The organism is Candidatus Allofournierella merdipullorum (assembly GCF_048426865.1).
In the GTDB taxonomy this organism is placed as follows: domain Bacteria; phylum Bacillota; class Clostridia; order Oscillospirales; family Ruminococcaceae; genus Allofournierella_A; species Allofournierella_A merdipullorum.
In genome coordinates this window covers 12,276-31,620 of sequence record NZ_DBFNWJ010000043.1, presented here as the reverse complement: position 1 = coordinate 31,620, position 19,345 = coordinate 12,276, and the positions used below count along the sequence as shown (strand labels likewise).

At 60.0% G+C, this 19,345-nt stretch carries 19 protein-coding genes and 1 pseudogene; 10 read left to right on the top strand and 10 right to left on the bottom strand.

Annotated features, from left to right (window positions below; all coding sequences use genetic code 11):
- The first annotated feature begins 59 nt into the window (after window positions 1-59).
- Window positions 60-641, top strand: coding sequence for a xanthine phosphoribosyltransferase (locus ACMNAY_RS07265; RefSeq protein WP_418718944.1), 582 nt, complete (start codon window positions 60-62; stop codon window positions 639-641).
- A 58-nt stretch (window positions 642-699) separates the two neighbouring features.
- Here the strand turns inward: ACMNAY_RS07265 and ACMNAY_RS07260 are convergent, their stop codons facing one another.
- The 8 genes from ACMNAY_RS07260 to ACMNAY_RS07225 form a co-directional block, all read right to left on the bottom strand.
- Window positions 700-1,005: a YerC/YecD family TrpR-related protein gene (locus tag ACMNAY_RS07260; RefSeq protein ID WP_394966361.1), complete on the bottom strand. Its 306-nt coding sequence runs from the start codon at window positions 1,003-1,005 to the stop codon at window positions 700-702.
- Between the two features lie 150 nt (window positions 1,006-1,155).
- Window positions 1,156-3,000 carry an FtsX-like permease family protein gene (locus ACMNAY_RS07255; RefSeq protein WP_418718943.1) on the bottom strand — a complete coding sequence of 615 codons (1,845 nt, stop codon included), beginning with the start codon at window positions 2,998-3,000 and terminating at the stop codon, window positions 1,156-1,158.
- A complete protein-coding gene (locus ACMNAY_RS07250; RefSeq protein WP_418718942.1) occupies window positions 2,997-3,677 on the bottom strand; it encodes an ABC transporter ATP-binding protein in 681 nt (226 codons plus the stop codon). Before ACMNAY_RS07250 ends, ACMNAY_RS07255 begins: the two co-directional genes overlap by 4 nt.
- 20 nt (window positions 3,678-3,697) lie before the next feature.
- On the bottom strand, window positions 3,698-4,708 hold the full coding sequence (locus ACMNAY_RS07245; RefSeq protein WP_418718941.1) for a sensor histidine kinase: 1,011 nt from the start codon (window positions 4,706-4,708) through the stop codon (window positions 3,698-3,700).
- Window positions 4,709-4,734: 26 nt separating this feature from the next.
- On the bottom strand, window positions 4,735-5,397 hold the full coding sequence (locus tag ACMNAY_RS07240; RefSeq protein WP_418718940.1) for a response regulator transcription factor: 663 nt from the start codon (window positions 5,395-5,397) through the stop codon (window positions 4,735-4,737).
- A gap of 150 nt (window positions 5,398-5,547) precedes the next feature.
- Complete coding sequence (gene tsf, locus ACMNAY_RS07235; RefSeq protein ID WP_394966371.1) at window positions 5,548-6,462, bottom strand: translation elongation factor Ts; 915 nt, start codon at window positions 6,460-6,462, stop codon at window positions 5,548-5,550.
- Between the two features lie 43 nt (window positions 6,463-6,505).
- Window positions 6,506-7,231, bottom strand: coding sequence for a 30S ribosomal protein S2 (gene rpsB, locus ACMNAY_RS07230; protein WP_418718939.1), 726 nt, complete (start codon window positions 7,229-7,231; stop codon window positions 6,506-6,508).
- Between the two features lie 161 nt (window positions 7,232-7,392).
- On the bottom strand, window positions 7,393-8,493 hold the full coding sequence (locus ACMNAY_RS07225; protein ID WP_418719044.1) for a PTS transporter subunit IIC: 1,101 nt from the start codon (window positions 8,491-8,493) through the stop codon (window positions 7,393-7,395).
- Window positions 8,494-8,663: 170 nt separating this feature from the next.
- On the opposite strand from ACMNAY_RS07225, the gene ACMNAY_RS07220 reads away from it, so the two are divergent.
- The 6 genes from ACMNAY_RS07220 (at window position 8,664) to ACMNAY_RS07195 (ending at window position 13,519) form a co-directional block, all read left to right on the top strand.
- On the top strand, window positions 8,664-9,404 hold the full coding sequence (locus tag ACMNAY_RS07220; protein ID WP_418718938.1) for an alpha/beta hydrolase-fold protein: 741 nt from the start codon (window positions 8,664-8,666) through the stop codon (window positions 9,402-9,404).
- A gap of 197 nt (window positions 9,405-9,601) precedes the next feature.
- On the top strand, window positions 9,602-10,414 hold the full coding sequence (locus ACMNAY_RS07215; protein ID WP_418718937.1) for a transporter substrate-binding domain-containing protein: 813 nt from the start codon (window positions 9,602-9,604) through the stop codon (window positions 10,412-10,414).
- A gap of 125 nt (window positions 10,415-10,539) precedes the next feature.
- Window positions 10,540-11,187 carry an amino acid ABC transporter permease gene (locus tag ACMNAY_RS07210; RefSeq protein ID WP_418718936.1) on the top strand — a complete coding sequence of 216 codons (648 nt, stop codon included), beginning with the start codon at window positions 10,540-10,542 and terminating at the stop codon, window positions 11,185-11,187.
- Window positions 11,188-11,193: 6 nt separating this feature from the next.
- On the top strand, window positions 11,194-11,967 hold the full coding sequence (locus tag ACMNAY_RS07205) for an amino acid ABC transporter ATP-binding protein (RefSeq protein WP_418718935.1): 774 nt from the start codon (window positions 11,194-11,196) through the stop codon (window positions 11,965-11,967).
- 170 nt (window positions 11,968-12,137) lie between these two features.
- Window positions 12,138-13,121, top strand: coding sequence for a diaminopimelate dehydrogenase (locus tag ACMNAY_RS07200; protein ID WP_394974987.1), 984 nt, complete (start codon window positions 12,138-12,140; stop codon window positions 13,119-13,121).
- 26 nt (window positions 13,122-13,147) lie between these two features.
- The gene (locus ACMNAY_RS07195) at window positions 13,148-13,519 is read left to right on the top strand and encodes a VOC family protein (protein ID WP_394966383.1); all 372 of its coding nucleotides are present in this window, start codon (window positions 13,148-13,150) and stop codon (window positions 13,517-13,519) included.
- A gap of 73 nt (window positions 13,520-13,592) precedes the next feature.
- Here ACMNAY_RS07195 and ACMNAY_RS07190 read toward each other — a convergent pair whose 3' ends face one another.
- Together ACMNAY_RS07190 and ACMNAY_RS07185 are read right to left on the bottom strand one after the other, a co-directional pair.
- A complete protein-coding gene (locus ACMNAY_RS07190; protein WP_418719043.1) occupies window positions 13,593-14,237 on the bottom strand; it encodes a DUF4368 domain-containing protein in 645 nt (214 codons plus the stop codon).
- A gap of 132 nt (window positions 14,238-14,369) precedes the next feature.
- Window positions 14,370-14,486 (bottom strand): annotated as a pseudogene (locus tag ACMNAY_RS07185) (hypothetical protein); the annotation flags it as partial.
- A gap of 141 nt (window positions 14,487-14,627) precedes the next feature.
- Here ACMNAY_RS07185 and ACMNAY_RS07180 point away from each other — a divergent pair.
- From ACMNAY_RS07180 to ACMNAY_RS07170, 3 genes are all read left to right on the top strand, one after another.
- Window positions 14,628-15,488: a helix-turn-helix domain-containing protein gene (locus ACMNAY_RS07180; RefSeq protein WP_418719042.1), complete on the top strand. Its 861-nt coding sequence runs from the start codon at window positions 14,628-14,630 to the stop codon at window positions 15,486-15,488.
- Between the two features lie 347 nt (window positions 15,489-15,835).
- The gene (locus ACMNAY_RS07175) at window positions 15,836-16,903 is read left to right on the top strand and encodes a hypothetical protein (protein ID WP_418718934.1); all 1,068 of its coding nucleotides are present in this window, start codon (window positions 15,836-15,838) and stop codon (window positions 16,901-16,903) included.
- A gap of 99 nt (window positions 16,904-17,002) precedes the next feature.
- Window positions 17,003-19,342 (top strand): ATP-dependent DNA helicase, encoded by a 2,340-nt coding sequence (locus ACMNAY_RS07170; protein ID WP_418718933.1) that lies wholly within the window; start codon window positions 17,003-17,005, stop codon window positions 19,340-19,342.
- Window positions 19,343-19,345: the final 3 nt, after the last annotated feature.

The following is a 19,345-nucleotide window of genomic DNA, read 5'->3' as shown; positions in this document are numbered from 1 at the left end:
TTTTTTGTCATAATAGGGGTATTATTTCAAGCGTACTAAAAGAGTAGGAGATGGATAATATGCAGTTGCTGGAACAGCGGATCCTCAAGGACGGTCAGGTGCGCCCCGGTAATGTTTTGAAGGTGGACTGTTTTTTGAATCATCAGCTGGACATCACCCTGCTGGACGAGATCGGCAAAGCCTTTTATGAGACCTACAAGAACGACGGCATCAACAAAATCCTGACCATTGAGGCGTCCGGCATCGCCATCGCCTGCATGACCGCGCGGCACTTCGGCGTGCCGGTGGTGTTCGCCAAAAAGGCGAAGAGCAAGAACATCGACGGGGATGTATACACCTCCACCGTCCACTCCTTCACCTACGGCAAGGACTACGACATCACCCTGTCCAAAAAGTTCCTTGGCCCTGAGGATAAGGTGCTGATCGTGGACGATTTCCTGGCAGTGGGCAAGGCCATGCATGGCTTGCTGGACGTGTGCAAGCAGGCGGGCGCCACGGTGGGCGGCATTGGCATTGCCATTGAAAAGGGTTTCCAGCCCGGCGGCGAGACGCTGCGCGGCCAGGGCTACAAGCTGACCAGCCTTGCCATCGTGGACTATATGGACGACGAGGGCAACCTGCGCTTCTGCCCCCAGGAGTAAATCTTTCAAAACAAAAAGCAGCCGGCCGCGTTTGCGGCCGGCTGCTTTTTATTGTTGGTCACTCCTGCTCTTTTTCCTTGAGCCGGTTGATGATCAGCGCATATCCCCCGTTTCCGTACTGGATGCATCGGTTGATGCGGCTGATGGTGGCGGTGCTGATCTCCACCTCCCGGACGATCTGTTCGTAGGTCTTGCCGTCCAGCAGCATTTTTGCGGCTTCCAGCCGCTGCGCCATGTCGGCGAGTTCCTTCATCGTGCAAAGATCCTCAAAAAAGGTATCGCACTCTTCCATATTCTCCAGCGAGAGGATCGCTTCAAACAGGGCTTTGGTGGTTTGATTTTTTAGACGAGCTTTCTCGACCATGATACACCTCGCACATCCTTCAGACTTTTACTCAACTAAAGTCTATCACAATCTCTTGCAGATTGCAAGGCATCGAGCGAAAAAACAAGCCGTCTCCTTTTGTGGCAGATGCACGAAACGCGGTGGGCCTTTCTTTTTTCAAACAGCCGCTCACTCCCGCATAAGGTCGCCGCGGATGTCGCTGTGTAAAGCGACTTTCAGCGCCGCACGCTCTGCCGCAAGGCAAATCACCAGTGTTCCCAGCGCAATGGCCCCGGCACAAAGGCCCGCGCTCACCAACAGCCGGAGCAGGATCTGATGATAGGTATAGTTGCCCAGCAGCCACCGGGCAATACACAGCCAAAGGGCCACACCCACCGGCAGGCTGAGGCCCAGGCTCCAGGCACAGCGCAGCAGCGTTTCCCGGCGCAGCATGGCCGCCACCTCGCCTCTGGTCATGCCGGCACTGCGCAGCAGGGCAAATTCCCGGCGGCGCAGTTGTGTCTCGGAACCGATGGATCCCAGCAAAGCCGCTCCGCATCCCAGCGCCGTCAGCACCTCAAACCCGCCCACAAAGACATTCAGCAGCACCTGCACCGCTTTCTGGTAAAGGCGGGTGGGCGAGGTCGGGGTAAGGTCCTCGATCTGCCAGCCGGTGTTGGTCTGGCCGCCGAAATAGCGTTCGCTGGCTCCCAGTTCCGTCAGGGTCTGTATCAGCGCCGGGGTCAGCTGAGAAGAGTCCTCCGTGTCTACAAAGAATTCGAACTCGCGCTTGTCCTCGCCGGTGACTTCGGTGCCTCGCAGGGCGTCGAAGGCGCTCTGACTGGTGACCAATACTCCATTCGGATACATGGCCATATAGGTATCCTGCCACAGCACCCCAGCCGGCAGCGGTGCGGTGCAGACGTCCGCCACCGCAAGCGCCTGTTCTGTCCCCTCGTTCAGCAGCTCACCGGCGGCAAATGCCACCACGCCTTCCTCCGGCGGTGCATATACACATGCAAGACCGCCCTGCGCTTCGGGCAGCGGACCTCCATACCACTGGGCGAAGCTTTCGTCGTCCAGAGTGATGAGGACCGAGCTGCGGGTCTGGCTTTCCCACACGCGCCAGCCGGTGCGCTCTGTAGACCAGGTCCGGGCTCCGGTGACCTCGGCGCCCGTTTTGTGCAGACCGGCCAGCAGTTCTTCCGTGTCAGTGTTCACGGCCCAGAGATAGACCCGGTAGTTATAAGTGGAAAATTGAGTCTTGTATCCTTGTATCAGCCCCCGGGAAAACCCATCCGCGGTGCAGATCATCAGCGCGCACACCATGATGATGCTGATCTGGGTGCGAAACCGCCCGCCTGCCCGCCGCACACTGCGGCTGGCCAACAGCGCCGGAGCCTGACGGGGCTCTCTCCTGCGGACGCTGCGCGGCGGCGTTTCCGCCGCGCCCCGCACCGCCTCAATGGGCGTCAGCCGCGCCGCTCGCCGCGCCGTACCCGTGGCGGCCAGCAGAAGAGTGGCCACCGGGCAAGCAAGTGCCAGCGCCACCGAGCCGGGAGTTATGACCAGGTGAATCTCCTGCACACCGTATACGGCCAGATTTTCAATAAAGGTCTCCATCAGCCAAAAGGTCACCGCCAGCCCGCCCGCTGCGCACAAAACGCCCAGCGGTGCGGCAAACGCCGCCAGAAAAAAGGCATCCAGCCAAACACTCTGACGCAGCTGGCGGCGGGTAGCGCCAACGCTGGCCAGCTGGCCCAATATACGGGTGCGCTGGGCCAGGGACATGGCAAACGTCCCCCGCAGCAACACTGCCAGAAAAAACACCAGCAGCACTTCCATAAACTGGGAGGCCACCAGAACGACCTGGGCAAAGGTGGATTCCAGCCGAAACGAAGCCGCAAGGGAAAAGCCTCCGAACTGCACCGCCGCAAGCATTGCGGAGCACACAAGAGCGGAAAATGCCACGAACCAGGTGCGCGCGCCGCCCCGCAGCCATTGCCGCCAGGTGACGAGAAGCATCGCTTTCATGCCCGCACCTCGTCTTTCACAATGCGGCCGTCCCGCAGACGGAGGATACGCTTTGCCTGCAGCGCCAGCGCTTCATCATGGGTGATCATCACGATGGTCTGGCCGGTGGTCTCGTTAAGCTGCGTCAGCATGCGCATCACGCTCTCGCTGGCTGCGGAGTCCAGGTTGCCGGTGGGCTCGTCCGCCAGCAGCAGTGCCGGGTGGGTAATGAGCGCCCGTGCGATGGCCACCCGCTGTTGCTGCCCGCCCGAAAGCTGAGTTGGAAAGACCTTTCGCTTGCCATCCAGGCCCAGACGTGCCAGCAGCTCCAGCACCCGGGCAGAATCGGCGGTGCGTCCATCCAGAAGCAGGGGCAGCGTAAGGTTCTCCTCCACCGTAAGCAATGGGACCAGGTTATAGAATTGATAGACAAGGCCGATCTGACGGCGGCGGAACACGGTCAGTTCCTCCTCTTTCTGGTCATAAAGGGAGACGCTGTCCAGCGTGATGCGGCCGGAGGTGGGCCGGTCCACTCCGCCCAGAAGATGCAGAAGCGTGGATTTGCCGGAGCCCGAGGCTCCCATTACGGCCACGAATTCGCCCCGCTCCACTTTGAGGGAAACGCTGTCCAGCGCGCGCACCGCCGCGTCGCCGGTGCCGTATGTCTTTGTGAGTTGTTCTACTTCCAAAAAAGCCATGGTATCCCTTCCTTTCCCATTCAGGATACCGCTTCCGGGTGACCTCCCGGTGACAGCGGGGTGACAGCTTCGTCACCTGCGTAAAAACGAAGGGTGAAACGAGGGCCGCGAGGGCCGTTCTCCGCCCGCACGCTCCCCTCCTGCCCTTGGGCGATGGCCTTTGCCAGCGCAAGACCAATGCCCGCGCTGCCCGGGGCGGCGTTTTTGCCCCGCCAGAACCGCTCAAACAGATGAGGAAATTCTTCATCAGCAATGGGAGCGCCATCGTTCTCTACGACAAATTCCGTGTAAAGTGCATTGCCATCACAGGAGAGCGTCACTCTGCCGCCGGCGTTCGTGTGCTCTGCAGCGTTTTTTGCCAGGTTGGTCAGCGCTTCCAGGGTCCATGCCCTGTCACAAAAACAGGAAACCGGCTGGGCCGACCACTCCACCGCCACGCCGCGGGCGTCGCACAGCGGCCGGACCGCTTGTGCGGCCGCTGCCAGCAGTTCCCGTGCATCGTTTGGCTTTCGTTCAAAACGGACCACCGCCGCATCCAGGCGGCACAATTTCAACAGCTGTTCCACCAGCCAGCTCATCCGCTCGGCGGCTTCTTCCACGCGGCAGGCACACTGGTCTTTGTCCGTTTGGGGGACTGCTTCGTCCTGCCATACTTCGGTCTGAAGCATGATGGCCGCGATGGGTGTTTTCAGCTGGTGTGCCACATCGCCCAAAAAATCTGCCAGCAAGCGTTTGTCCGCCTCCAGTGCCGCCTTTTGTTCTCCCAGGATGGTGGTGATTTTATAAATGTCGTCCCGCAGGGCGTTCAGTTCCCCTTCCCGCTGGGTGCGGATGTCCAGTATCTCGCCACCAGTGTAAACACTGGCCAGATATTCTGATAGGCCGTCGATCTCCCGGGCACGGTGGATGCAGAATCCGGCAGCCAGCGCACAGCACACCCCGCCGCACAAGGCGGCAAAAAGTGCAGCCGGAGCCCCAAACAGCAGACCGCCAATGATGGTCAGGGCCATTGCGCTCAGCAGGATCGTCAACAGAAATCTCTTCGCTTCCCTGCTTCTCACGGCTTTTCCTCCCAGCGATAACCAATGCCCCGCACGGTGACAATATGGCCGCCTTCGCCGCCCAGCTTTTCCCGCAGGCGCTTGACGGTGACCGTCAGAGTATTGTCCTCCACGAATGCACCGCCCTCGTCCCACAGGGTCTGCAAAAGCTGTCCCCGCTCCCACACGCGGCCCGGTTGAGCGATGAGCAGAAGCAGCAAGCGATATTCCTGCGCCGTGAGTGCCACGGGCGTGCCGCTCACCGTGACCTGCGCGGAACGGGCATCCACAACCAGGGTGCCGCAAGCGTAGAACTGCTTTGTGCCCCGCCGCCGCAGCACAGCCCGCAGCCGGCTGACCAATTCCCGAGCGCGAAACGGTTTGGCTACGTAGTCGTCTGCTCCTTCTTCCAATGCGCGAACGACACTGTCCTCGTCGCTGCGGGCCGTTAAGATGATGACCGCCGCATCCCCAGCCGCCCTGACAGCGCGGCATATCTCATAGCCGCTGCCATCCGGCAGGCCCAGGTCGATGAGCGCAGCGTCATACGCCTGTTCCGACACCAGTTCTCTGGCGCGGGCGGCGGTGGCGGCTGTTTCGATGGCCCATCCTTCGGCGCGAAGCAGCGTCTCCAACGGGCGCGCAATGGCCTCTTCGTCTTCCACAAGAAGCACTTTCATGGCCACTCCTCCCTTCTTTCTCAGTATACCTCATTTTTCTCTCCCGCGGGTGACGGTTCTGTCACTTACACAATGCCGATTTGCGCATAAGAAAAGAGAGTGAGCAAAAGCGCTCACTCTCTTTGTAAAGCAGTTTTCCTTGCAGGATGATTACTTCACCATGCCGGCAACTTCGCTGGCAAAATCGTCAACGCGCTTCTCCAGGCCTTCGCCCTTCTCGTAGCGCACGAACTTGACGATCTTGATGTCGCCGCCCAGCTCCTTGGCCACCTTGTCGGTGTACTTGGAAACGGTCAGCTCGGGGTCCTTCACGAACTCCTGATCCACCAGGCAGTTCTCCTTGTAGAACTTGCCGATGCGGCCCAGGACCATCTTCTCCTTGATGGCGTCGGGCTTGTTGGCGTTCTTGGGATCGTTGGCGATCTGAGCCAGCAGGATCTCCTTCTCCTTGTCCAGAACCTCGGCGGGAACTTCGCTCTCGCACAGGTAGCCGGGGTTGGCAGCAGCGATCTGCATAGCCACGTCATGGCCGTAAGCGGCGAAGGCGGGGTTCGCAGCCACCTCGGCGGTGGTGTCGAAGTTCACCAGCACGGCATGGGTGCCGCCGGCATGGATGTAAGCGGAGCAAACGCCCTCGTAGCGGACGAAGCGGCGGATCTTGATGTTCTCGCCGATGACCAGGATCTTGTCCTTCAGGGCAGCCTCAACGGTGTCGTCGCCCATCTTGCAGGCCAGCAGAGCGTCCACATCAGCGGGGTTCTGCTCGATCACAACAGCGGCCACGTCCTTCACGAAGGTCTGGAACAGCTCGTTCTTGGCCACGAAGTCGGTCTCAGCGTTGACTTCCAGAACAACACCCACGTTGCCCTCGACAGTGGCGTAAACCATGCCCTCGGCAGCGATACGGCCAGCCTTTTTCTGAGCAGCGGCCAGGCCCTTCTCACGCAGGTACTCAACAGCCTTCTCGAAGTCGCCTCCGGCCTCGGTCAGCGCCTTCTTGCAGTCCATCATGCCGCAGCCGGTCTGCTCGCGCAGGTTCTTAACGTCTTGAGCGGTAAAAGCCATTTTGATAATCCCCTTTCTGTTTGTTCCTTAAGGTCAGTGTGTCTCAGGCCTCGGCAGCCTCAGCAGCCTCGGCGGGAGCGTCCTGCTGGCCCTGACGGCCCTCCAGAACAGCGTCGGCCATGGCGCCGGCGATCAGCTTCACGGCACGGATGGCATCGTCGTTGCCGGGGATCACGTAGTCGATCTCGTCGGGGTTGCAGTTGGTGTCCACAATGGCCACGATGGGGATGTTCAGCTTGCGGGCCTCGGAAACGGCGATGCGCTCCTTGTGGGGGTCAACGATGAACATGGCCTTGGGCAGACCGTGCATCTCTTTCACGCCGCCCAGGAACTTCTCCAGTTTCTCGATCTCCAGCTCCAGCTTGGCAACTTCCTTCTTGGGCAGCAGATCAAAGGTGCCGTCCTCGCTCATCTGGTGCAGCTGCTCCATGCGGTCGATGCGCTTGCGGATGGTGCGGAAGTTGGTCAGCATGCCGCCCAGCCAGCGGGCGTTCACATAGTGCATGCCGCAGCGGGTAGCCTCGTCGCGGATGGACTCCTGCGCCTGCTTCTTGGTGCCGACGAACAGGATCTCGCCGCCGTTGGCGGAGATCTCACGAACGAAGTTGTAGGCCTCGTCCAGCTTCTTCACGGTCTTCTGCAGGTCGATGATGTAGATGCCGTTGCGCTCGGTGAAGATGTACTTCGCCATCTTGGGGTTCCAGCGGCGGGTCTGATGACCGAAATGCACGCCGGCTTCCAGGAGCTGCTTCATAGATACTACTGCCATTGTCAAATCCTCCAATAAAATTGTTTTTCCTCCGCATTGCCTGCATGCTTTTCAACCTTTGCAGGCACAAAAAAGCAAAGCAATGCGTGCGTAGTGCCGATATAGTATACCACAAGGAAAAGCCGATTACAAGCGGTTTTTTCGCTTTTTGCAGCCTTTTTTCAGTTTTCCAGCGTGAGATCTCCCGGCCGGATCCAGCCGCGGCGGCGGAAAAGCATCCCCAGCAGCCAGCACAGCACCGCCGGCAGCACGACGCAGATCAGCGCAAGGCCCGCCCAGTCGAAGGCGGTAACGGCTTCTTTCGTGCCCGCGGCAATGTCCGCCACCCAGCCACTGTAAACGCCGATGGGCCCCACCAGACCGCAGGTGCCCATGCCGGACGACACCGCCGGCCCGTTCATTTCAAGGCGGAAAACGCAGGTGGCCAGCGGGCCGGTGACAGCGCTGGCCAGAATGGCCGGCAGCCAGATACGGGGATTTTTGAGAATGTTGCCCATCTGCAGCATGGAGGTGCCCAGGCCCTGGCTGACAAGGCCGCCCCAGCGGTTCTCTTTAAAGGAGAGCACCGCGAAGCCTACCATCTGGGCGCAGCAGCCGGCCACCGCCGCGCCGCCGGCAAGACCGGTGAGGGAAAGGGCCGCGCAGATGGCCGCCGAAGAGATGGGCAGCGTGAGGGCAATGCCGATGACCACGCTGACCACAATGCCCATGACAAGGGGCTGCTGTTCGGTGGCCCACATGATGACCGCACCCACGCCGGAGGCCGCCTTGCCGATGGCCGGGGCCCACCACATGGCCAGCGCAGTGCCCACGAAGATGGTCACGAAGGGAGTGACAAGAATGTCCACCTTTGTTTCTTTGGAGACGAGTTTACCTGCCTCACAGGCAAGGATGGCGATGATGAGCACCGCCAGCGGGCCGCCCGCGCCGCCCAGACTATTGGCCGCCTGGCCCACGGTGATGAGCGAGAACAGCACCAGCGCCGGGGCGTTCAGCGCGAACCCGATGCTCACCGCCATAGCGGGTCCCGCCACCGCCGAGGCGTAGCCGCCCATCTGGGTGAGCAGGTCCAGCCCCAACTGGGTGCCCGCCGTGTTCAGGATGGTACCGATGAGCAGCGAGGCGAACAGGCCATGGGCCATGGCACCCATGGCGTCCACTCCGTATCGCTTGGCGCTGATCTGCACGTTTTTGGCCGAGGCATAGGCTTTGACCGCCGCAAGTGCGCCGGCCAGCCGGCCACGAAGGCTTTTTTGCCGCATATCGTCTCTGTCGTTTGTTTTCATGGTTTTCTCTCCTTCCCCGCTCTGTGAAAACTGTAGCATATTGTACCCTTTGGCAGGATTTTGTCAAGTGCCGCAAAAGGCCTTGAAGACGGGATTTCCTTTTGCTATACTGAATGAAAATGCTGAATGAAGAGGTGTCGCTGACCGTGTATATACAATATTATAAGGAGCCGAGCGAATATCTGAAGCGGGAGATGGAATTCAAGGTCTACGGCCATGGCGGCCCGGTGTGTCTTGCGTTCAGCTGCGAGGGCGGCCGCTTCTATGACTGGGAGGACCGGGGCCTTGTGGGCGCGCTGGGCTTTCTGATCGATGCCGGGCGGCTGCGCCTTGTCTGCGCCGACAGCATCGACGCCGAGAGCTGGCTTTCCCACGGAGAGGGCCGTGTCCGGGCAGAAACGCAGGAACGCTGGTTCTGCTGGCTCACCCGGGAGCTGGCGCCCCGTGTGCGGGAACTGTGCGGTGTGCCCGAGGATGAAAAGCTTCTTGTCGCCGGCATCAGTCTGGGCGCCGGCCATGCGGCAAACCTCTACCTGCGGCGGCCCGCTCTGTTCGGCGGTGCGCTTTGCCTTTCCGGCAGCTACACCGCCCGCGGCTGGTTCGGCGGATACGCCGACGACCTGACCCTCCGCAACAGTCCCGCTGACTATCTGCGTCTCATCCCCGCCGCCCAGCTGAAGGAGTACACCGGTCCTTTCCTGCTCTGCTGCGGGCAGGGCCCCTATGAGGACCGCTTCCTGGACGAGACAAAAGCCTTTGCCGCCTCTCTGGATGCAAAGCAGCTTCCGGTAAGCGTCGACCTCTGGGGCGACGATGTGACCCACGACTGGCCCTGGTGGCAAAAAGAGCTTGCGGTGCTCTTCCCCCGCATGCTGGAAACCGAATGATCTTTCGGCCGTGCAGAGTTCTGCACGGCCTTTTTTGTTGTTTTTGCACAACGTTCTTTCTTTTGCTCCCTTCCCTCCTTGTGAGAAGCACCGATTTCTTCTTTTTTGTGCTTCAGCTCTTGCATTTCGCGATTTTGTATGCTATCATTTTAGCATAGTAAAGCAATAAAGCACATTGCTTATGGGAGGGAATCGTAATGAAAAAGGTTGTATCGTTGATCGCGGCGGCGGCGATGGCCGCTACTCTGCTGGCCGGCTGTGGCCAGACCGGTGAGTCCGACTGGGAGTACGTGAAGGACAAAGGCACGATGAAGATCGGCATTACCCTGTTCGAGCCGATGAACTACTACGATCCCGAGAACCCTGACAAACTGATTGGCTTTGACACCGAACTGGCCGAGGCCGTTTGCGAAAAGCTGGGCGTGACGCCGGAGTTCGTGGAGATCGACTGGGACCAGAAGGTGTTTGAGCTGCAGAGCAAAAACATCGACTGCATCTGGAACGGCATGACCATCAAGGACGATCTGAAGGAAAACATGGACTTCTCGATGCCCTATAGCGGCAACATGCAGGTCTGCGTGATCAACAGCGCCAACGCCGATGTTTACACTGATCTGGCCAGCATGGCGAACGCAAAGATCGTGGTGGAAGCCGGCAGCGCAGGCCAGTCCAGCGTTGAGGCGGAAGAGGCTTTGCAGAACGCCGAAGTGACCACCCTGCAGGCCCAGCGCGATACCCTGCTGGAGCTGAAATCCGGCACCGCTGACGTGGCGGTCATCGATGCGGTGATGGCCTACGCCTCGGTGGGTGAGGGCACCAGCTACGCCGACCTGATGGTGGTGGACGGCATCGAGCTTTCCAAAGAGGAATACGGCATCGGCCTGCGCAAGGGCAGCGACATGACCGAAAAGATCAATGAAGCGCTGCAGCAGCTGACCGACGACGGCACCGTGGCCGCTCTGGCCGAGAAATATCCTTCCGTGCTGGTCACGCTGGAGCCCTCTGCCTGACCGCCTCCTGCTTTTGACGAACCATTTGAACCAAAAAGCCGCGCCGTCCGAGGCACCAAAGCCCCGGGCGGCGCAGGTTTGAGTAAAGGGCGCCCCGTGCCCCGGCCAAAAGGAGTTTTACGTCCATGTCGTTTTGGGAAGTTACCCTGGAACTGCTGAAGGGATTTCAGACCACCGTTATCATCTTTGCCGGCACTCTGGCGGCTGCGCTGCCGCTGGGGCTGGTGGTGTGCTTCGGCTCCATGTGCCGCTTCGCGCCGCTGCGCTGGCTCACCCGCACCTTCATCTGGATCATCCGCGGCACGCCTCTGATGCTGCAGGTGATCGTGGTGTACTATCTGCCTGGCCTTGCCTTTGGCATTCCTGTGCAGAACCGGCTGGGGGCGGTGCTGGCGGCCTTCATCATCAACTATGCGGCCTACTTCTCTGAAATCTACCGCGGCGGCATCGAGGGCATTCCCCAGGGCCAGTGGGAGGCCGGCCAGGTGCTTGGCATGACCCGGGGGCAGATTTTCCGCAAGGTGATTCTGCTGCAGGTGGTCAAGCGCATCCTTGCCCCCATGAGCAACGAGATCATCACTCTGGTGAAAGACACCAGTCTTGCCCGGGTCATCGGCATCGGCGAGGTCATCCGCGCAGCGCAGGACATCACCGCTCAGCGGGCGCTGCTGTGGCCGCTGTTCTACACCGGTGTGTTCTATCTCGTCTTCAACGGCGGCCTGACGCTGCTGTTCGGGTGGGCCGAGAAAAAGCTGAATTATTACAAGGGGTAACGGGATATGGCGATTTTGGAAGTAAAGGGGCTTCGCAAGGCCTTTGGCAGCACGCAGGTGCTGAAGGGAGTGGACCTCTCGCTGGAACAGGGTCAGGTGCTCTCCATCATTGGTTCCTCCGGCAGCGGCAAAACCACCCTCCTGCGCTGCCTGAATTTTCTGGAAACGCCCGATGCGGGTGAGCTGTATGTGAAGGGTGAAGAGCTTTGGGGGCCTGCATGCACCCAGCCGGTGCGTCAAAAACGGCTGCACTTCGGCCTCGTGTTTCAGAACTTCAATCTCTTTCCTCAATATACCGCATTGCAGAACGTGACCCTGGCCATGGATCTGCTGGCCCGGGAAAAGCTGGGCAAAGCCGGAGCCAGGCAGGCTGAAGAGGAAAACCGCGAAAAGGCCCAGGCGCTTCTGGCACGGGTTGGCCTTGCCGACAAGATGGGGCTTTATCCCTTCCAGCTCTCCGGCGGGCAGCAGCAGCGGGTTGCCATCGCCCGGGCGCTGGCGCTGAAACCGGACATCCTGTGCTTTGACGAACCCACCAGCGCTCTGGACCCGGAGCTCACTGGCGAGGTGCTGCGGGTCATCAAGGGGCTGAAAAGCAAGGACACCACCATGATCGTGGTGACGCACGAGATGGAATTTGCCCACAACGTCTCCGACCGCGTCATTTTTATGGCGGACGGTGTGGTCGAAGAAGAGGGCGCTCCGGAGGACGTATTCGGCGCTCCGAAGAGCGAAAAAGCCCGGCTCTTTCTGGCAAACAGCATCCGTCCCGCCTTTTGAGCCGACCTCTTTCGAGGCGCTTTCCTCTTGTGCGGCGGCGGTGAATGTGGTATTGTTTAAACGGTGTTTCACCACAGCGGCGGCGGTGTTTCCCGCCGCCTGTTTTTGTTGAAAGCGCCTGTTTTCGGGCGTTTTGCGCTTCACACTTTTTGAAATTGGAGGGATTGGATATGATCCGAATCGGAATTATGGGTTACGGAAATCTGGGCCGGGGCGTGGAATACGCCGTTGCTCAGAACCCGGATATGCAGCTGGCCGCCGTTTTCACCCGGCGCGACCCGGCCTCGATCCAGACGGTGACGGAGGGTGTGCCCGTGCTTGCCGCCGACAAGGCCTGCGAGACGAAAGACCAGATCGACGTGATGATCCTGTGCGGTGGCAGCGCCACCGACCTGCCCAAGCAGACCCCCGCGATGGCCCGCTGGTTCAACGTGGTGGACAGCTTTGACACCCACGCCTGCATCCCGGAGCACTTCGCCGCCGTGGACGCCGCCGCCAAAGAGGCCGGCACCCTGGCGCTGATCTCCGCCGGCTGGGACCCGGGCCTGTTCTCGCTGAACCGGGTGTATGCCGGCGCGGTGCTGCCCCAGGGCGAAAGCTACACCTTCTGGGGCAAGGGCGTGAGCCAGGGCCATTCCGACGCCATCCGCCGCATCGAGGGCGTGCAGGATGCCCGACAGTACACCGTTCCGGTGGAAAGCGCGCTGGAAGCGGTGCGCAGCGGCGCTCAGCCTGCTCTGACCACCCGTCAGAAGCACACCCGCGAGTGCTTTGTGGTGGCCAAGCCCGGCGCGGACACCGCCCGCATCGAAAAAGAGATCAAGGAGATGCCCAACTACTTCGCCGACTATGACACCACCGTTCACTTCATCAGTCAGGAAGAGCTGCTGCGCGACCATGCGGGCCTGCCCCACGGCGGCATGGTCATCCGCAGCGGCAAGACCGGCAAGGACGGCGCGAACACCCATGTGATCGAATACAAGCTGACGCTGGACTCCAACCCCGAGTTCACCTCCAGCATTCTGGTCGCCTGCGCCCGGGCTGTCTGGCGCATGCACGAGGCCGGCCAGCAGGGTTGCCGGACCATTCTGGACGTCCCCCCTGCCCTGCTCAGCCCCATGAGCGGCGAGGAACTGCGCGCCACCATGCTGTGACGGCCGCGCCGTAAAGGAGTACATACATGAAATTTTCCATGATCCACGAAAACTACAATGTGAGCGACCTTGACCGCTCCATGGAGTTTTACCGCCAGGCCCTGGGGCTGGAAGAGGTCCGCCGCAAGGAAGCCGCGGACGGCTCTTTCATCATCGTTTATATGGCCGTGCCCGGCGAGCCCTTCGAGTTAGAGCTCACCTGGCTCCGGGAGCATCCCCAGAAATACGATCTGGGCGAATGCGAATTCCATCTGGCATTCCGGACGGATGACTTTGCCGCCGCCCATGAAAAGCATAAAGAGATGGGCTGCATCTGCTACGAAAACCCGGCGATGGGCATCTACTTTATCCAGGACCCGGACGGGTACTGGCTGGAGATCGTTCCGACCCGCAAGTAAGAAAAAGCTCCCGGCTTGATGTCCGGGGGCCATAAGAAAGTAATAAGCTTTCGCAGGAACGGCATGGCTTCGGTCATGCCGTTTCCTGTTTCATCAGCTCGTCCACGGGAATAAAGCCCACAAGGTCATAGGAGATATGGATGTTCTGCCGCCGTTTGCCGCTGCTCTTGTCCGGCGCTTCAATGCAGATCGCCTTTACAAGCTCCCGCAGAGCGTAAGGGGTCAATTCCTGTAAATCCGCGTACTTGTGTACCCGCTGGATGAACTGCTCCAAGTTTTCAATCTGTCGTTCCTGTACTTCAATGTCCTGCTGCAAGGTCTGGATTTCTGCTTTGAGCTGCATCTGTTCGTCCTCGTAAGACTGGCTCATCATGGAAAACCGCTCGTCCGAGAGCTTCCCGGCCACGTTGTCTTCGTAGATGCGGATGAACAGCCGGTCAAGCTCAACAAGGCGTCTGTCAGCCTGTGCCAACCGCTTCTTGTTTGCTCGGATGGCTTCCTCGCTGGACAGCCGGAGCCTATGCTCCATTACGGCCCGGAAGTAGCTTTCGTGCCGGGTCACATAGGAGATAACCGCTTTCATGTGCATCCAGACCAAATCTTCCAGTACAACCGCCCGGATATAGTGGGCTGAGCAGCTTCCGGTGTTGCTGCGGTAGTTGGCGCAGACAAAGTGAGCCTGCCGCTTCTCAAAGTAGTTGGTGGTGCAGTACCTCATTTTCGCCCCACAGTCGGCACAGTAGACCATGCCAGAAAACAGGCTACTCTTGCCGGTTTTCGTCCTGCGGTGGCGCTGCTGACGGATTTCCTGAACCTTGTCAAAGACTTCCTGCTCGATGATTGCCGGGTGAGTGCCATAGAAAACCGCCTGCTTTTCCAGAGGCGTGTCCCGCTGCTTCTTGTCCCAGATAGAGTTGGTGTATGTCTTGAAATTGACCGTGCAGCCGGTATATTCCCGGCGCTCCAAAATGTGAACAATGGTGTTGGTGTTCCAGTACAGTTTAACGAAAAATCGGGACTGCTCCCGTATATCCAAGAGGTTGGAAAATGGGTGCGAAAAGCGGAAATTTCCACGCTTATAGAAATCTTTGCTATAATAGGAAGCAGAATGAGAGGGGGCGCGGATATGAACATCAAGATAACAATCCCGGAACGGCTCAAAGATTTGCGGACAGAGCGCGGTCTCACGCTGGAACAGCTTTCCGAGGCGACGGGGATTTCCCGCGCCGCCCTTGGCAAGTATGAGGCAGACGATTTTAAGGACATTAGTCCGTTCAGCATCGCGGCGCTGGCAAAGTTCTACGGGGTGTCTGCTGATTACCTGATGGGGCTAACAGAAATAAAAAATCACCCAAACACAGAGCTGGATGCTCTGAATTTGGGTGATGATGCGATTGAAGTATTGAAAACGGGGCAATTCAACCACCGGCTGCTGTCGGAGCTGATCTGCCACAAAGATTTTCAGCGTTTGATGCTGGATGCGGAAATCTATGTTGACCGCATTGCGGATATGCGGATCAACGACATGAACGCTGTGCTGGAAGCCGTGCGTCAAATGGTGCTGGCAAAGCGAGAGGATAGTGCGAACGATCTCTATCTGCGCACACTGGAATTGGCGCAGGTGTCTGAGGAAGAATACTTCGGTCATGTGGTTGCAGATGACCTGACCGAGATACTCCGCGATATTCGTAAGGCGCACAAGACCGACAGCACAACAGCAGACGAGCCATCCGCCGCTGCACAAGCCCAGCAGCAGTTGCAGGCCGCCATGAACTTTGAAGGCAGCAGCGATGAAAAGAAGGCGCGGGCGCTCTTGGCTACCCTTGGTATTGACTATGATGCGATCACCAAAGAGCAGTTCGTTAATCTGATCGAAGTGTTGAGGCTGTCCAAGCACATGAAAAGCCCCATAAGCCAGCGGGGCAAAGGCAACATGACGCACGGGAAAGGCAAGAGAAAACACAAATAGGCAAGAAAATACGCCGTATCCAGCAAAATCTGCTGAGTGCGACGTATTTCTTCGTTGCCCAATCCTGCCTGACAGGTGCCATAATTGTAATTCTTTCAAATTACTTTCTTATGAGCACTTGTCCGAAAGCCGGGAGCTTTTTTAGTCGCCACCACTCACATGCAGGCAGCACAGCATCACAAAGAAGATAACAAAAATCAGCACCACAAAACACCGGGCCATCATTCTCCTCTCCCCCTTCGCCGTTCCTGCCCCGATTTTACCCCGCTTTTTGAAAAAAACGGCTCGCAGTGTGGCGGCTGTTTTTCTTTTTGCATACCATGGACTAACGAAAGGGGTGGTTTCTCGTGAACAATCAAACCGCGAATGTGGATTTTTATCTGGGCGCGCTCGGGCCCCACGGGTTTCAGGGATATTTCGACCGTCTGTGCCAGGAACAGGACCGGCAGATGTACCTCATCAAGAGCGGCCCCGGCTGCGGTAAGAGCACCATGATGCGCAAAATTGCCGAGGCCTCGCCGCTGCCCGTACAGCGCATCCATTGTTCTTCTGACCCGGACAGCCTGGACGGCGTCATTCTGGAACACCCGCGGGCCGCTGTGGTGGACGCAACGCCGCCGCACGCTGTGGAGCCCATCTGCCCCGGCGCGCTGGAGCGGGTGGTGAGCCTTTACCACACAATGGATGTGGCCCGTCTCACCGAAAATCGGGGGCAGATCCTGCGGCTTTCGATGCGCTGCAAGGCGCTGCAGGAGCGGGCGGCCAGCTACATTGCCGGCGCTTCCAAACTTCTGGCAGACAGCCGCGCCACCGCCGCCTGGTCCACCGACACCGCCAAGGCGGCGGCTTTTGCCGCCCGGCTTGCGCTGCGGTATCTGCCCCGAGGCGAGAGCGAAGGCGAAGAACAGATGCGGCTGCTCAGCGCCGTGACGCCCAAGGGCGTTCTCACCTTCTACAGCACCGTTCCCGCCCTGGCGGATACCATCGTGGTCTTCCACGATGAGTACGGTCTGTGCAGCCGTCTTATTCTGGAGGAACTGCGCAAGCAGGCACTTCGCCGCGGATGCAGCATCATCAGCTGCCCCTGCCCGCTGGGCTGCGGGGAGATCGAGCACCTGTTCATCCCCGCGCTGCGGCTGGCATTCCTCACCTCCAACAGCTGGCACCCGATGGATTTCGAGGGGCAGAAAAACATCCACTGCCGCCGTTTCGAAGACAAATCCAAGCTGCACTGCCGCAAAAAGCGTCTGCGCTTTAACCGCCGCGCCGCCGCCGAACTTCTGGGCCAGGCCAGCGCCATGCAGCGGGAAGCCAAACTCAGCCACGACGCCATGGAGCAGCTGTACGGCGCGGCTATCGACTTTGCCGCGGTGGACCGCGCTGCCGAAGAACTGCGGACCGAGCTGGGGATGTGATTTTCGCTACCTGCCGTGCAGGCGCAACCGGTTTGTGGTACAATGGGTCCCGAGGACAACCGTCCCCGGGACCCATTTTTATTACAGGGAGGTGCGCGTGTGGCACAGGTCCATCTTTCGGTGCGTCAGCTGGTGGAGTTTCTTCTCCAGACCGGCAGCATCGACAGCCGTTTTTCCGGTTTTGACCGGGCGGCCGAAGGCGCGCGCATCCACCGCCGGCTCCAGCGGGCCGAGGGCAAAGGATACGACGCGGAGGTCTATCTGAAACAGGAATACACCGTGAAGGGCGTGGAGTATCTCATCGACGGACGGGCCGACGGCATCTTTACCGAGGACGGGCTGGTCACCGTGGACGAGATCAAGACCGTGACCGTGCCGCTGGAAGAGATCACCGAGGACATGCAGCCCGTCCACTGGGCTCAGGGGCAGGTGTACGCCGCCATCTACGCGCGGCAGCAGGATCTTGAAGCGATCCGTGTACGGCTGACCTATTTCCAGGTGGATGAAGAAAAAATCGTGCGCTTTTCCCGGCGCTTCACCGCAAACGAATTGGACTCCTTTGTGGAGGATCTTCTGACCCGGTACGCCCCTTGGGCAAAACGTGCCCGGAGCTGGCAGGAACAGCGCACCGGGAGCCTGCAGGCTCTCCGTTTCCCCTTTTCTGAATATCGGGCCGGCCAGCGTGCCCTGGCGGCAGGGGTCTACCGCACCTTGCGAGACGGCCAGCGTCTGCTCTGCCAGGCGCCCACCGGCATCGGCAAGACCATAAGCACCCTGTTCCCCGCCCTCAAAGCCATGGGCGAAGGGTGTGACGGGCGCATTTTCTACCTCACCGCCCGCTCCACCACCCGGGCCGCCGCCGAGGGCGCACTGGCCCGGCTGCGGGAGAACCAGCTGGAACTGCGCCTGAAAAGTATCACCCTCACCGCCAAAGACAAGGTGTGTCTTCTGGAAAAGCGGGAGTGCACGCCGGAGGCCTGCCCCTACGCCCGGGGCTACTACGACCGGCTGCGGGACGCGCTGTGGCAGGCGCTGGACGAGGACGACTTTACCCGCGCAAAACTTGAGGAACTGGCCCGTCGTTTTACTCTTTGCCCCTTTGAGTTCGGGCTGGACGTGTCCCTCTGGTGCGACGTCATCGTGGGCGACTACAACTACCTGTTTGACCCGGTGGTGAACCTGAAACGCTTTTTTGAGGCGGGCGGCGACCACCTGTTTCTGGTGGATGAGGCCCACAACCTGCCCGACCGCGCCCGGGACATGCACTCGGCGGGCCTTTGCAAGAGCGAGGTGTTCCGCTGCGTCAAACTTTTGGGCAAGGGCCGCGGCAAGCTCAAAACGGCTCTGAACCGGCTCAACCGGGCCTTCATCGACCTGCGCCACCAGTGTGAGGAGGAACCGGGGCATACATTCTTCTCCGCCCCCGCCCTCACTGAGTTCGACCGCTGCGTGAGCCGGGTCACCGGCCCGATGGAAGAGTGGCTGGAAGAGCACCGGGAGGGCGAAGCCCACGACACGATGCTGGACCTTTATTTTGAACTGCGCCAGTATCTGCGGGCGGCGGAATGGTACGACGACCACTTTGTCACCCAGGTGAGCGCCGGCGGCAGCGAGGTACGGGTGTGGCAGCTGTGCCTTGACCCCAGCGCCTTCGTGAATGCCAGCCTTTCAAAAGGGCGGGGAGCGGTGCTGTTCAGCGCCACCCTCTCCCCCGCCGGCTATTTCAAGGACATTCTGGGCTGCACCGAGGCAAAGACAGCGGCCCTGCCCAGTCCCTTCGATTCGGCGCGGCTGGGGCTTTTCTGCGCCGCCGACGTAAGTACCCGCTACAAAGACCGTGCGCAGAGCCTGGAGGCCATTGCCCGCTACCTGCACGCCATGGCAGCCGGGCAAAAGGGAAACTACATCGCCTTTTTCCCCAGCTACAGCTATCTTGCCCAGGTGCGCGAGGTCTTTTGCCGCCTGTTTCCGGAGGTGGAGACTCTGGTGCAGGAGGCGGGCATGGACGACTCCGCCCGGGAAGATTTTCTTGCCCGGTTCACCCCCGCCGCCGCCTTGCTTGGATTCGGCGTGCTGGGCGGCGTGTTCGGTGAAGGAGTGGATCTGGTAGGCCGGCGGCTCATCGGCGCTGCCATCGTGGGCGTCGGGCTGCCGCAGGTAGGCCCCCGGCAGGAGATGCTGCGCCGCTATTTTGACCAGACCCGGGGCGACGGCTTTGACTATGCCTATCGCTTTCCCGGCTTCAACAAAGTGTTGCAGGCCGCTGGCCGGGTCATTCGCACCGCAGAGGACAAGGGCGTGGTGCTTCTCATCGACGACCGGTTCGCCGCCGCTGGCTACCGCCAGCTTTTCCCCGAGCAATGGCGGCATTGCCGCTATCTGTACGGGCCGGAAGAACTGGCCGAACAGCTTTCCGCCTTTTGGGGCAGGGATGAATAGAAA